General features: G+C 58.9%; 10 protein-coding genes and 1 pseudogene. 7 read left to right on the forward strand and 4 right to left on the reverse strand.

The genetic code is table 11. From position 1 onward, the window contains the following. Positions 1-101: 101 nt before the first annotated feature. The 4 genes from mdoH to pip all read right to left on the reverse strand — a co-directional run bounded on the left by mdoH (position 102) and on the right by pip (position 6,506). Entirely contained in the window at positions 102-2,699 is a 2,598-nt protein-coding gene (mdoH, locus tag ACRER8_RS00350) for a glucans biosynthesis glucosyltransferase MdoH (RefSeq protein WP_431744393.1), read from the reverse strand. After that, positions 2,692-4,659, reverse strand: coding sequence for a glucan biosynthesis protein (locus ACRER8_RS00355; RefSeq protein ID WP_431744394.1), 1,968 nt, complete (start codon positions 4,657-4,659; stop codon positions 2,692-2,694). Before ACRER8_RS00355 ends, mdoH begins: the two co-directional genes overlap by 8 nt. A 265-nt stretch (positions 4,660-4,924) precedes the next feature. After that, the gene (gene dtd, locus ACRER8_RS00360; protein ID WP_431744395.1) at positions 4,925-5,362 is read right to left on the reverse strand and encodes a D-aminoacyl-tRNA deacylase; all 438 of its coding nucleotides are present in this window, start codon (positions 5,360-5,362) and stop codon (positions 4,925-4,927) included. 172 nt (positions 5,363-5,534) lie between these two features. After that, positions 5,535-6,506: a prolyl aminopeptidase gene (gene pip, locus ACRER8_RS00365; RefSeq protein WP_431744396.1), complete on the reverse strand. Its 972-nt coding sequence runs from the start codon at positions 6,504-6,506 to the stop codon at positions 5,535-5,537. A 468-nt stretch (positions 6,507-6,974) separates the two neighbouring features. Between pip and ACRER8_RS00370 the strand changes: the two genes are divergently transcribed. From ACRER8_RS00370 to ACRER8_RS00400, 7 genes and pseudogenes are all read left to right on the forward strand, one after another. Further along, a complete protein-coding gene (locus ACRER8_RS00370) occupies positions 6,975-9,458 on the forward strand; it encodes a glycogen/starch/alpha-glucan phosphorylase (RefSeq protein WP_431744397.1) in 2,484 nt (827 codons plus the stop codon). Between the two features lie 186 nt (positions 9,459-9,644). Further along, positions 9,645-9,829, forward strand: a pseudogene (locus ACRER8_RS00375) (DUF2339 domain-containing protein); the annotation flags it as partial. Next, complete coding sequence (locus tag ACRER8_RS00380) at positions 9,826-11,211, forward strand: DUF3999 domain-containing protein (RefSeq protein ID WP_431744398.1); 1,386 nt, start codon at positions 9,826-9,828, stop codon at positions 11,209-11,211. The pseudogene ACRER8_RS00375 and the gene ACRER8_RS00380, both read left to right, overlap by 4 nt. A 182-nt stretch (positions 11,212-11,393) precedes the next feature. Further along, a complete protein-coding gene (locus ACRER8_RS00385; protein WP_431744399.1) occupies positions 11,394-12,404 on the forward strand; it encodes a class 1 fructose-bisphosphatase in 1,011 nt (336 codons plus the stop codon). A 1-nt stretch (position 12,405) separates the two neighbouring features. Beyond that, positions 12,406-13,008 (forward strand): DUF924 family protein, encoded by a 603-nt coding sequence (locus tag ACRER8_RS00390; RefSeq protein ID WP_431744400.1) that lies wholly within the window; start codon positions 12,406-12,408, stop codon positions 13,006-13,008. A 277-nt stretch (positions 13,009-13,285) separates the two neighbouring features. Beyond that, complete coding sequence (bamE, locus tag ACRER8_RS00395) at positions 13,286-13,540, forward strand: outer membrane protein assembly factor BamE domain-containing protein (RefSeq protein ID WP_431744401.1); 255 nt, start codon at positions 13,286-13,288, stop codon at positions 13,538-13,540. An 86-nt stretch (positions 13,541-13,626) separates the two neighbouring features. Next, positions 13,627-14,124: a lipocalin family protein gene (locus ACRER8_RS00400; protein WP_431744404.1), complete on the forward strand. Its 498-nt coding sequence runs from the start codon at positions 13,627-13,629 to the stop codon at positions 14,122-14,124. The last annotated feature ends 563 nt before the right edge of the window (positions 14,125-14,687 follow it).

Raw genomic sequence — 14,687 nt, forward strand, 5'->3', positions numbered from 1 at the left:
CAGACGCCAGCTTGGTAATGAGGGCAAATTGAGAATCTCAGAAACAAAAACGCCGCTGAAGATCACACTTCAGCGGCGTTTTCTGTTCAGCGGCCCATCAATCAGGCATTGGCCAGCGACGGCACGTTCAGGTGGTTCGCAGGCTGCAATGGCAGCAACGGGGCGTGAGGATCGGCCTTGACCGACGCCCTCCACGCCTCAAGCCAGGCCTGGTTACCTTCGGCCCAAACTGCCTCGTGCAAGCGGGCCAGCGCAACCGGATCGCTCAGCAATTGCAGGCGTTCGTGGTTGTTCAGGTGCTCCGGACCGCCTTTGATGGCGTGACGTACGCGCTCGACGCGCATCCACTCGATCGGCTCGGCGTGACGGTGGCGTGAAGTTGCCAATGCACAGGCCAGGGCATTCTGCTGTGGATCGACCACTGCGCGCACGAAACCGTCGTTCAGTGCATGCCAGCGATTCTCGTGGGTGTACTGATCGGTGGAGACCAGCTCCTGCGGCGGCGTGTGCTCTTCCGGGATCAGGAAGAGGTTTTCGTCCCGCGCCTTGAGACCCAGATTAGTCCGGCTGGAAATCACCGACACCGGAATCGACAGGATCAGCGAGCCGACGATTGGCGCCAGCCACCACAGGAAGCTCGGGTTCAGCCAAGCCACCAGCAGCGCCCAGGCAAAGCCCAGCGCAGTCTGCGGACCATGACGCTTGAGTGCTTCGCTCCACGGCGTGGAGTCGTCGTCACGTTGCGGCGAGTTCCAGGTCGCGGCCCAGCCCAGGAACGCGGCCAGCACGAAACGGGTGTGGAAAATCATCCGCACCGGCGCCAGCAGCATCGAGAACAGCATCTCCATCAGCATCGACAGGGTGACTTTGATGCGACCGCCATAACCCACCGCGCCCTTGGCCCAGATCAGCACGATGCTGAGCAGCTTGGGCAGGAACAACAGAACGACAGTCGTGGAGAACAGTGCAACGGCTTTTTCCGGATGCCATTGCGGCCACAGCGGATAAAGCTGACGCGGTTCCATGAAGTAGGTCGGCTCCATCAAGGTATTCACCGCCAACAGCGCGGTGGATAGCACCAGGAAGAAGAACCACAACGGCGCCGACAGATAAGACATCACGCCTGTAAGGAATACCGCGCGGTGCACCGGGTGCATGCCTTTGACCAGGAACAGACGGAAGTTCATCAGGTTACCGTGGCACCAGCGACGGTCACGCTTGAGTTCGTCCAGCAGGTTCGGAGGCAGCTCTTCATAGCTTCCCGGCAAGTCGTATGCAATCCAAACGCCCCAACCGGCACGGCGCATCAGCGCGGCCTCAACAAAGTCGTGGGACAGAATCGCACCCGCAAAAGCGCCTTTACCCGGCAGCGGCGCCAACGCGCAGTGCTCGATAAACGGCTTCATGCGGATGATCGCGTTGTGGCCCCAATAGTGGGATTCCCCCAACTGCCAGAAGTGCAGACCGGCGGTGAACAACGGACCGTAAACGCGAGTGGCAAACTGCTGCATACGCGCATACAAGGTGTCCATGCCCGAAGCGCGCGGTGCGGTCTGAATGATACCGGCGTCCGGCGTGGCTTCCATCAGGCGCACCAGACTGGTCAGACATTCGCCGCTCATCACCGAGTCGGCGTCGAGAACGACCATGTATCGGTAATCGCCACCCCAGCGACGGCAGAAGTCATCGAGGTTGCCGCTTTTGCGTTTCACGCGGCGACGGCGACGGCGATAGAAGATTTTGCCGAAGCCGCTGGTTTCGCGGCAGACGTCCAGCCAGGCTTGTTGCTCGGCCACGGCGATATCGGTTTCGTTGGTGTCGCTGAGCACGAAGAAATCGAAGCGATCCAGATCGCCGGTCGCGGCGACCGATTCGAACGTGGCGCGCAGACCGGCGAATACGCGAGGTACGTCTTCGTTACAGATCGGCATCACCAACGCGGTGCGGGCGCCGACTTCAATAGGCTCGTTGCCGGCACTGGCACCGGAAATACGATATTTGTCATGCCCGGTGAGCAATTCGAGGAAGCCCATCAACGCGGTCCAGAAACCAGCGGAGACCCAGCAGAACAGGATCCCGAACAACAGCAGAATGCTGGTCTGCAGCGCGTACGGCATCACTTGAACGGCGGTCTGCCACAGGGTCTGGCGACTGATTTCGTCGAACGAAACCAATGACCAGCCTTGATACGGCAGGATGCCTTTCATGTAGAAACCGGCGACGATGGTCTGGCCGAGCATCAGGATCAGCAGGATGTAGCGACGGATAGAACCGACCGTACGCCAGCGGGACTTGGGCAAGTCGCGCGGCAAGTCGTCCTTGGGCTTTGGTGGGTTGGGTTTACCGGTAATCCGGCGCCAGGCGCGGTGCAGGACGTTGGTCCGCCAAGGCTCGGGAACGACTTTGGTACGGCGGATCGGCGGGGTAGCTTTCAGGGCCACCCGACCGCTGGAGTCCACCGTCAGCATTTCTGCGTCATGCAGTTCGTCAGCGGTGGTCAGGGTCAGGCGACGACCCACCGAAGCCTGGGCGGCCTCGGCGGAATCGGTGACGGGCTGCGCCGACAGGCGCTCGTGTAGCTCGGCGAACGTGGTGCAGCTGGCAAGTTCTGCCCGCTGCTCGTCGCTCATCGGCAAATGCGCTAGGTACTCAGTCAGAGGCTCATTCAAAAGCTCTGGCACGGCTTGTGGATTACTCATCGGCTGGCAACTGGTAGCTCCAGGTTTCGGTCAGGATTTGTTGATTCATGGCCGGCCCCTGTTGGGTGGATGCAGCTTCTACCGCTGGCTGCGTGGTTTCTCTATTGCCTTTGTTGGCCTTGGCGGCGTCGCCCAGAGCGGCTTCAGGCCTGGAAGCTTCGTCTGACTTGGCTTCGGCAACCTTGGCAGCATCCGCTGGCTTGCTGGCATCAGCCTTGGCGTCTTTGCCATCGGCTTTCGCATCGTCCTTGGCAACTTTGGCGTCTTTCGCATCGCCGGCCTTCAGAGCGTCAGTCTTGACGATTTCGGCCTTGTCATCTTTCGGCGGTGCAGCGGCTACGACCGGTTTGGCGTCCGCTTTTTTCTCAGGCTTCTTGTCTGATTTGTCAGCAGTGATGATCGCAGGTTCCTTGCCAGGTTCGACCGGCGTTTCACGCAGCAGGTAGGCGCGCATCTCCACCGACTTGTTGGCGTCCTTGACCTTCAGGCGCAAGGTGAGGCGCCAGCCTTTGGTAACCGGGTTGTAACGCAGGTTGTTTTCGACCAGCTCAGTATTTTCATCGGTGGTGACCTGGCTGCGGATCGCCGGGTCGTCACCCAGTTTGGCCAAGGTCGGGCCGACGAAATCGACCAGGTAGGCAACGCTGCCGTCAGGCTGACGGATCAAGTTGGACTGCTTCACGTCACCGGTCGAACGCAGGGTTTGCTTGACCCAGCCCAGATCAGGCGAGTGAATGGAGTCCTCATCCATGGTCCAGTGCAGACGATAGTTGAAATCGACCGGCTGACCTGGCTCAGGCTGGGTTTCAGGTTTCCAGAAGGCAACGATGTTGTCGTTGGTTTCGTCGGCAGTCGGGATCTCCACCAGATCGACGGTGCCTTTGCCCCAATCGCCTTTTGGCTCGATCCATGCGCTTGGACGCTTGTCGTAGCGGTCGTCCAGGTCTTCGTATTGGCTGAAGTTGCGGCCACGTTGCAGCAGACCGAAGCCGCGCGGGTTTTCGACCGAGAAACTGCTGACGGCCAGGTGTTTCGGATTGTTCAGCGGGCGCCAGATCCACTCACCGTTGGCTGCCTGAATCGACAGGCCGCTGGAATCGTGCAGCTCGCGACGGTAGTTGAGAACTCTGGACGGCTGGTTAGCGCCGAACAGGTACATGCTGGTCAGCGGTGCAACGCCCAGTTTGCCGACTTTGTCACGCAGGTACATGCGCGACTGCACGTCGACCAGGGTATTGGTGCCAGGACGCAGGGTCAGTTTGTAGGCACCGGTGGCGCGTGGTGAATCCAGCAGCGCAAAGATCACCAGATGGCTATCATCCGGGTTCGGCTTCTCGATCCAGAATTCGGTGAAACGCGGAAATTCTTCGCCCGACGGCATCGCAGTGTCGATGGCCATGCCACGAGCAGACAGGCCGTAAACCTGACCTTTGCCAATGACGCGGAAATAACTCGCGCCCAACATGGTCATGATTTCGTCTTGTTTGTCGTCCTTGTTGATCGGGTAAAGCACACGGAAACCGGCATAGCCGAGGTTGTCGGTGGCCTTGGGATCGAACTTTACATCACCGAAATCGAAGCGGCTCGGATCGTATTTGATCTCGTTGACCGTCGTGGCGGTGACTTCGTTGATCTTCACCGGCGTGTCGAAGTGCATGCCCTGGTGATAGAACGAAATCTTGAACGGGGTCTTGTCGGCGGCCCATTCAGCCTTGTCCTGCAGGAAGCGAATTTTTTGATAATCGGCAAACTTCATGTCGCGGAATTCCGCCGGAAGGTTGCTCTTTGGGGCTGCGTATTTCTGCCCGGCCAGCTCTTTGGCCTTTGTCGCCACGTCGTCGAGATCGAACGCCCAGAGCTGACCGGCGCCGAACAGACAAAACAAAGCAGACCCGGCCAACAAGGCGCTACGCAGGCGCTTGCCAGGGGTCTTTGGTGAATTACATGGACTAACAATCACGAGCAACCCTCGCCGAAAACAGATGAAAAAACCAACGGCCAGCTATCAAATGCCGGGTTGGCGAGCATTGTTCCGACTCCGAAAGGGGCCAATGATTCCCCAAACGTTTTCGGACCAGTCTGCGCTTCTACCGATTTTGATGGGCATTCGCCCGTCTTTGTAGCGCGCGATTATCTAGTAGCACGCGATACAACGCATCAGGAGAAGCAAAGTATTTATGGCATTTTGCCTGATAAATTCGGGTGCGACAGGCAAAACCGCCGGCCTAACTCTCCAGCAAAAATGTTACAGGGCCATCATTGACCAAATGCACCTGCATATCCGCACCAAATTGGCCCGAGGCGACCGTTGCGTGCGAGGTTTTCGCCTTTTCCAGCAAGTACTCAAACAATTCGGCACCGAGCGCGGGAGGCGCGGCTTTGGAGAAACTCGGACGCATGCCACTGCGCGTATCCGCTGCCAGCGTGAACTGCGAAACCAGCAGCAGACCGCCACCGACATCGATCAAAGACAGGTTCATCTTGCCATTGGCGTCGCTGAATACCCGGTAGTTAAGCAGCTTGTGCAACAACTTGTCAGCGCTTGCCTGAGTGTCGTGAGGTTCCACGCCTATCAACACCAGCAAACCCTGATCGATGGCGCCGACAGTTTCGCCGGCGACATCAACGCGTGCACTGCGCACGCGCTGGAGCAAACCTTTCATTCAAGAGCCTTCCCGGAATCGGTCTGTATTCACCGCTGACGCGCGGCGAACATGGTTTCTATGGAGCGAGTCCATTCATCAAAAAGGGTACATCCGATAGGGACCTGTCGGCTGTACCCGGCAATCGCGAATAAATTCGCCCCCACAGTTTTCTGCCGCGCAACGCTCTGCCCTACGCCTCTTCCGGCGGAAGATCCAGCAATCGCCGAGCGACCTGGGAGGCGGCGCGTACCAGCGCATCGGTAATGCCCGGCTCAGACGCTGCGTGGCCTGCGTCACGAATCACCTGCAGTTCGCTGTTCGGCCAGGCCTGATGCAACTCCCAGGCGTTGTCCAGCGGGCAGATGACGTCGTAGCGTCCATGCACGATGATCCCCGGCAGATGCGCGATCTTGGGCATGTCGCGGATCAGCTGGTTTTCTTCGAGGAATGCATTGTTGGTGAAGTAGTGACATTCGATCCGAGCGATGGACAGCGCGCGCTGTGGTTCGGAGAATCGGTCGACCACCAGCGGGTTCGGACGCAATGTCGCGGTGCGGCCTTCCCAGGTCGACCAGGCCTTGGCGGCGTGCATCTGGGCGATCTGATCGCTGCCAACCAGTCGTTTATGGAAAGCGTTCAGCAGATCGCCGCGTTCATCGTGCGGAATCGGTGCCAGATAGTCCTGCCAGTAATCCGGGAACAGACGGCTCGCGCCTTCCTGATAGAACCATTTGATCTCCTGCGGACGGCACAGGAAGATGCCGCGCAGAATCAGTGCATGCACGCGGTCGGGATGAGTCTGGGCGTAGGCCAGCGAGAGAGTCGAACCCCATGAACCGCCGAACAGCACCCATTTGTCGATGCCTAAATGCTTGCGGATGCGCTCGAGGTCTTCGACCAAATGCCAGGTAGTGTTGTTTTCGACACTGGCGTGCGGAGTAGAACGGCCACAGCCGCGCTGGTCGAAGGTGATGATGCGGTACAGGTTCGGGTCGAAGTAGCGACGGCTCTGCGCGTCGCATCCCGCACCCGGCCCCCCGTGGATGAACACCACCGGCAAGCCTTCTGGCGAGCCGCTTTCATCGACATACAGCACATGAGGCTCTTCCACTGCCAGATCGTGCCGGGCATAAGGTTTGATCTGCGGGTACAGAGTCTGCATAGGTGCTCCATAAGTCCAATTCAGGGGCTTCTATCTATCTGCCGTTGGGCATCATAAACCCGAATTGGCAAATGATCCTATTTGCGCGTCAGCATGCTTTTCGTAGGAGTCGGCTTACTGGCGAAAACGTTCTTTCAGTCACCCCGAGGCACTGATCCGACGTCTTCGCCGGCAAGCCGGCCTCCACAGCTTGATAACACTGTGCATCTAAAAAGCCGCGTCATAATCCATCGCGGGCAAACGCGTTGCGACGAAAATCGGCAGTCGTCCGATGAAAACTGGAACGATCGATGCAAGCATCCAAAAGCACCCGCCAACTTGAAAAGTTGGCGAACCAGAACTCTCTGTCTGAGTCGAACCGAGGGTCGTGCCACCGGATATTGCGTCCATTGAGCAGGAAATAACCGATGACACGCCCGACAGTCAAACAACCCATTTACTCGTCCCACCAACTTGAGGTCGTACCCGATGTCTCCGGAACCCAACGTTCGTGACGCTGAAGTGGCAGCCTTTCGTGAAGCTGTGCTCACCAAACTCGAGTATGCCGTCGGCAAGGATGCCGACCATGCGTTCGACCATGACTGGTTCATGGCAATCGCCTTGGCGACCCGCGACAAAATGGCCGAAAAGTGGATGAACCACACGCGTTACATCTATCGACAGGAAAAAAAGCGCGTGTATTACCTGTCGCTCGAATTCCTGATCGGGCGCCTGATGTTCGACAGCCTGAGCAATCTGGGCATTCTGGAAATCGCCCGAGAAGCACTCAAGGACCTGAAGGTCGATCTGGAAAACATTCGTACGCTGGAACCCGATGCGGCGCTGGGCAACGGTGGTCTCGGTCGGCTGGCCGCATGCTTTATGGAAAGCATGTCGACGCTGGGCATCGCAGGTCACGGTTACGGCATTCGTTATGAGCATGGCCTGTTTCGTCAGGCAATCGTCGACGGCTGGCAGCAGGAGCAGACCGAGAACTGGCTGGACTTCGGTAACCCGTGGGAGTTCGAACGTCCGGAAGTGATCTACCAGATCGGCTTTGGCGGCAGCGTGCAGCCGGTACTGGACGTAACCGGCGCCCCGGTGCTGGATGCTTCGGGCGAAACCCGCCAGATCTGGACCGCGGGCGAAACCGTACGGGCGATTGCCTACGACACACCGGTGGTGGGCTGGCGCGGCAAGGCGGTCAACACGCTGCGTCTGTGGCGTGCCCGCGCGGTGGAAGATCTGCACCTTGAGCGCTTCAATGCCGGTGACCACGTCGGCGCAGTCGCGGAGGTCGTGCGGGCAGAAAGTATCTCGCGCGTGCTGTACCCGAACGACAGCACCGAGGCCGGTCAGGAACTGCGTCTGCGTCAAGAATATTTCTTTGTCTCGGCTTCGCTGCAAGACCTGCTGCGCCGACACAAGAACATGGGCTACACGATCAACAGCCTGCCCGAGCATGCTGCGATTCAAATGAACGACACGCATCCCTCGATCGCCGTGGCCGAACTGATGCGTATCCTCATCGACCTGTACGACGTGGAGTGGGCCGAAGCTTGGCGCATTACGGTCGGCACGTTGGGCTACACCAACCACACGCTGTTGCCGGAAGCGCTGGAAACCTGGTCGGTTGGCCTGATGGAGCGCATGCTCCCGCGCCACATGCAGATTATTTACATGATCAACGCCCAGCACATCGACAACGTGCGTCTGGAGCACAAGGATGACCCGGACCTGTTCGGCCTGCTGCGCGCCGTGTCACTGATCGAAGAAGACAATGGCCGCCGCGTGCGCATGGGTAACCTGGCGTTCATCGGCTCGCACAGCATCAATGGTGTATCGGCGCTGCATACACAACTGATGCGCAAGACTGTGTTCGCGCAGTTGCACAAGCTTTATCCGGATCGGATCAACAACAAAACCAACGGCATCACCTTCCGCCGCTGGCTGTTTCAATCCAACCCGCAACTGACCTCGATGCTGGTCAAGGAATTGGGCGAGCAAGTGCTCGACAATCACGAAACCGCGCTACTCAAACTCGAACCACTGGCCGACGACCCGACCTTCCAGAAGGAGTTCGCAGCGCAGCGCCTGCACAGCAAGAAGGCGCTGGCTGCCATCGTTCAGGACCGCATGGGCATCACCCTCAACCCCGAGGCGATGTTCGACGTGCAGGTCAAACGGATTCACGAGTACAAACGCCAGTTGCTCAATCTGTTCCACACCGTGGCGCTGTATCAGGCCATGCGTGCCGATCCGAGCACCGACTGGGTGCCCCGCGTTAAGATCTTCGCGGGCAAGGCGGCGGCCAGTTATCACTCGGCCAAACTGATCATCAAACTGGCGAATGACATCGCCCGCACAGTGAACAACGACCCCACCCTGCGCGGCGCGTTGAAGGTGGTGTTTATCCCCAACTACAACGTGAGCCTGGCTGAAAGCATCATTCCGGCAGCTGACTTGTCCGAGCAGATTTCTACCGCGGGGCTTGAGGCGTCGGGCACCAGCAACATGAAGTTCGGCCTCAACGGCGCGCTGACCATCGGCACGCTGGACGGTGCCAACGTGGAAATGAGCGAGCAGGTGGGGCTTGAGCACATGTTCATCTTCGGCATGACCTCCCAGGAAGTCGAAGCGCGCAAACATGCGGGTGAGTTCAATGCGCACAATGACATTGCCAGCTCGTCGCGCCTGAACGATGTGCTGCAGGCGATACGTGGCGGGGTGTTCTCGCCGGATGATCCGTATCGCTATGCCGGGTTGATCGAGCAACTGATCAACTACGACCGCTTCTTCGTCTGCGCGGATTTCGAATCGTACTGGGCAGCCCAGGCGCGAGTCGAGAAACGCTGGCACGACAGCAAGGAATGGTGGCGCTCGGCGGTGCTCAACACCGCACGCATGGGCTGGTTCTCCTCGGACCGGACCATTCGCGAGTACGCGAACGAGATCTGGCGGGCGCTGGATTGAGGACGCCGTCCTGCAATCAACCCCTGTAGCAGCATGGCTTGGCCGCGGTGGCGATCCCGAGGACCCCACCGCTGGCAAGCCGTGCTGCTAACGGGCGTTGTGGCCGGTTGCAGTTTCGTGAGAACCCCGATCACCTGTAGCAGTCCGGCTCGTCGCCGGTAGCGATCCCGAAGACGCCTGCGCCGCATCGTGATCGCCAGGCTGTTCTTCGTCGAACGGGGTAATCGCGGGGGCTTGAGCGAATCGTCTCGTTTAGCGGCGTTGGCATTCTGCTGCCCGTAGTGGGATATTTCGCACCATTGCCGCCGAAAAACCCTACCCGCCACCTGTCATCACCTGACGTTGCGTCTATGGATTCGGCATTGCCATGAGAAGCAGGAGTCAGTTGTTGAGCCGTCAGTCCATCGTCAAGGCCGCCGTTTTCGGATCGATGTTGTGCGCAGCGTTGTTCAGTCAGGCTGAGGATCTGCCAGATGATTTCGCCAGCCACATGCCGCTGGACGTCAGTGGCGAAGGGCCGTGGTATCGACTCGAAGTGCCGCTGGCCGTGCAACTGAATGCCCGCCAAAGCAACCTCAATGACATCCGCGTGTTCAACGCCGATGGCCAGGCCCAGCCCTATGCGCTGATCCTTGGCCAGCCGCAGCGCGCAGAAGATGAAACGCCGATCGCGGTGAAATGGTTCCCCCTCTACAACAGCGATGATGCGAAGGATGCCGAGCCGCAAATCCGTGCCGAACGCATGCCCAACGGCACGCTGGTCGAGGTTCAACCCCAAGGCGAAATCGAGGCTGGCGAAGAAATCCTCCGCGGCTGGCTGCTGGACACCAGTGCGATCGATGCACCGCTGGACCAACTGATACTCGACTGGAGCACCGAGCACGAAGGCTTCCAGCGTTTCAGCATCGAAGCCAGCGATGACCTGCAGCAATGGAAGCGCTGGGGCGACGGTCAGGTGGCGCGACTGTCGTTCGCCGACGAGCTGGTCGAACAACGCGTGGTGACCTTGCCAGGCCGCAGTGCCCGTTATCTGCGCCTGCTGTGGAGCTCGCCGCAGTCGGCACCGACCCTGACGTCCGCGCAACTGGTCAGCACCCGTGCGGGCGTCCTGCCTTTGAGCTGGTCTCCGAGCATCGCGGGCTCTGTCGAGAAACCCGGCGTGTATGTCTGGCAATTGCCGGCGGCCCTGCCACTGGAGCGCATGAAGGTCGACATTACTCAACCCAACAGCCTCGCTCCCGCCACGCTCTACGTTCGTCACGACAGCAATGAGCCGTGGCAGGTCATCGACAGCGGTCTACTCTATCGTCTGACCCAGAATGGCCAGGACGTGGTGCAGGACGAAATGGAATTACCCGGCAATGTGGTGAAGCAACTGAAGCTTGAGGTGGATGATCGCGGCGGCGGCCTGGGCAATGACGCGCCGACACTCAGATTCGCCGTGCGTGCCACGCAGCTGGTGTTTCGGGGCCGCGGCGCAGCGCCCTACAGCCTGGCCATCGGCAACGTGAGCATCGAGGGCGAAAATCTGCCGCTCAACACGCTGGTACCCGGAATTACCCCGGAAAAGCTGACAACGCTGGGCAGCGCTAAATTGGCGAGCCCGTCCGTGGCTGTTCCGGCGGCTGCGATGCCGGTGGTTGCCAGCCCGGACTGGAAACGCATCGGTCTCTGGGGCGTCCTGGTGCTAGGGGTCATTTTCCTGGGCTCGATGGCAATTGGCACGTTGCGCGCATCGAATAACAGGCGTTAAAGCTGAACCGATCCTGCAGCGGTAAAAATGCGGAAGATGCACCTCAACTTGTCACACTGGAACGTCTACGCTCCTGTAGCTCGTGAACTCAATCACTACAGAGTCGGTCTGACGGGCAGTAATAAGTCCTTACACGCGTTAAACTGTGCGCGTTTTTTATCCCCCCATCTTCGGAGCTCTCCATGTCCCGCGTTACCCTGAGTCGCTATCTGATTGAGCAGACCCGCAGCAATAACACTCCTGCCGATCTGCGCTTCCTTATCGAAGTGGTGGCGCGTGCGTGCAAGGAAATCAGCCACGCGGTATCCAAAGGCGCCCTGGGCGGCGTCCTCGGCAGCATGGGTACCGAGAACGTTCAAGGTGAAGTGCAGAAGAAGCTGGACGTGATGTCCAACGAAATCCTGCTCGAAGCCAACGAATGGGGCGGTCACCTGGCAGGCATGGCGTCCGAAGAAATGGACAATGCCTACCAGATTCCGGGCAAGTACCCGAAAGGCGCGTACCTGCTGGTGTTCGACCCACTGGACGGCTCGTCCAACATCGACATCAATGCCCCGGTCGGCACCATTTTCTCGGTACTGCGTTGCCCGAACGAATACCTGAGCCAAAATGAAGCGCTGAATGAAAAGGCCTTCCTGCAACCGGGCACTCAACAGGTCGCAGCCGGTTACGCCATCTACGGCCCGCAGACGATGCTGGTTCTGACCCTGGGCGATGGCGTCAAAGGCTTCACGCTGGATCGTGAAATGGGCAGCTTCGTGTTGAGCCATGAAGACATCAAAATCCCGGAGTCCACTCAGGAATTCGCGATCAACATGTCCAACCAGCGTCACTGGGAAGCACCGGTCAAGCGCTATGTCGAGGAGCTGCTGGCCGGTGAAGAAGGCCCGCTCAACAAGAACTACAACATGCGCTGGGTCGCCGCGATGGTCGCCGATGTGCATCGTATCCTGACCCGTGGCGGCCTGTTCATGTACCCGCGCGACGCCCGCGAGCCTTCCAAGCCGGGCAAGCTGCGCCTGATGTATGAAGCCAATCCGATGTCGTTCCTGGTTGAACAGGCGGGCGGCGCTTCCACCGATGGTCACCAGCGCATCCTCGACATCCAGCCTGACGGCCTGCACCAGCGTGTGGCTGTGTTCCTGGGCTCGAAAGAAGAAGTGGAACGCGTAACTTCGTACCACGAGGCGTAAAGTGCGCGCGCCTTGGCTGCCGCTGTTGGACTGGTGGTTCGGTTCGTCCGAATCGCCAGATGAGGTTGCCAAGGAGAAAAACGCGCTCTGGTTCGGTAAGAAGAAATCCCAGGACGCCGATGCGCTCAACCGCTTCGGCGGCCTGGTAGAGCTGGCGCTGAAAGGCGAGCTGTCCGAATGGACTGAAACGCCTCAGGGCTGGCTGGCGCTGGTGCTGTTGCTCGACCAACTGCCGCGCATGATTTTCCGTGATACACCCAAATCCTATTCCGGCGACAAACGCGCTCAGGAGCTGGTCAGTCATGGCCTCAAGCTCGAACGTGATCTGGCGCTAACCCCGTTGCAACGCACCTTTATCTATCTGGTGCTGGAACATACTGAGAGCCTCACCGCCCAGGACGAAGCCATCCGCCACTTCGCCGCTCTCCTTCCGTTGCTCCCTGCGACCAATCGCGATTATTTCAAGCAGACGTTGGATTACGCGAAAAAGCATCGCGCGGTAATCGAGCGATTTCGGCGCTTCCCGCATCGCAATCAGGTATTGGGAAGAACGTCGACAGTCGAAGAAGTGGAGTTTTTGAAAGGCCCTGGGTCGCGATTCTAGCGCTGTCACAGACCTTGAGAACTGCGTAGACATTGTAGAAGCCGGATTGCTGGCGAATGCGCCGTGTCAGCCAACATCGTTGCAGCTGATTCCCGCGTTCGCCAGCAAGCCGGCTCCTACAGGGATTCGTGCTCGACGAACGTTCGCGTCGCCCATCACGGAACCACACCCACCCTTTCCCTTCTAAGCTTTCGACATCACGTTAGCGCTCTGCGCCAAGGCATACCCAACGCCAATCGCCGCGACGTTGTCCCCTCTCGATTCAGGAGCTTCACCCATGTCTTTGCGCTCTCTTGCGTTGTTGTCGTTCTGCGTGGTGCTTGCCGCGTGCAGTAAGGTCACCCTGGAAAATTACTCGAAACTCTCGGCGGGGATGTCCAAAGTCCAGGTCGAACAACTGCTCGGCACGCCGACGCAATGCTCGGGCGCGCTAGGAATGTCGAGCTGCACCTGGGGTGATCAGAAAGCCTTCATCAGCGTCCAATACGCCGCAGACAAAGTCGTGCTGTATTCGAATCAGGGGCTCAAATGAACAGGAGTCACATGCTGCGCCTTGCAGCGATCGCGCTGGCGACACTCTGGCTGAGCGCCTGCGCGGTGACCCCGGAAGCCGATTCGATGGCCCCCAGAACCGTGGACCATGTCGATTTGAAACGCTATCAGGGCACCTGGTACGAGCTGGCGCGAATGCCGATGTTTTTCCAGCGCAACTGCGCGCAATCCGAAGCGCATTACAAGCTTGAGAATGGCGGCAACATCGCAGTGACCAACCGCTGTCGGACGATGGAAGGCAAATGGGAAGAGGCGACCGGCACTGCCTCGCCTCAAGTGGAGGGCAAGACCGACAAGCTGTGGGTGGTGTTCGACAACTGGTTCTCGCGTCTGCTGCCGGGAGCCGCGAAGGGGAATTATTGGGTGCTATACGTCAGCGACGATTACAAGCTGGCGCTGGTCGGCAACCCGAATCGAAAGTACCTATGGCTGCTATCGCGCACGGCCCATGTGTCCGATTCGATGCGTAACGAGCTGCTTATGAAGGCGCAGCAGCAAGGGTATGACACCACCAAGCTGATCTGGCGGATTGAGGATTCGAAGATTGCCAAGGCAGCGGATTAGCAGCAGATTTCCTGCCAGACGCTTTCCCCTGTGGGAGCGAATTCATTCGCGAGAGGCCCGTACATTCGATGCATCTCTGGCGGATGTACTACATCGCGAATGAATTCGCTCCCACAGGTTGATCATCGCCCTTCAGTTCATATGACACCACCAAGCTGACATGGCAGATTGAGGATTCGAAGATTGCCAAAGTAGCGGGTTAGCAGCAGATTTCCGGCCAGACGCTTTTTCCCCTGTGGGAGCGAATTCATTCGCGAGAGGCCCTTACATCCGATGCATCTCTGACGGATGTACTACCGCATCGCGAATGAATTCGCTCCCACAGGTTGATCATCGCCCCTCACGTTCATATGACACCACCAAGCTGGTCTGGCGGATTGAGATTCGAAGATTTCCAAGGTAGCGGGTTAGCAGCAGATTTCCTGCCAGACGCTTTCCCCTGTGGGAGCGAATTCATTCGCGAGAGGCCCGTACATCCGATGCATCTCTGGCGGATGTACTACCGCATCGCGAATGAATTCGCTCCCACAGGTTGATCATCGCCCTTCAGTTCATATGACACC

Origin of the sequence: Pseudomonas sp. (assembly GCF_050739935.1) — a bacterium.
Taxonomy (GTDB): domain Bacteria; phylum Pseudomonadota; class Gammaproteobacteria; order Pseudomonadales; family Pseudomonadaceae; genus Aquipseudomonas.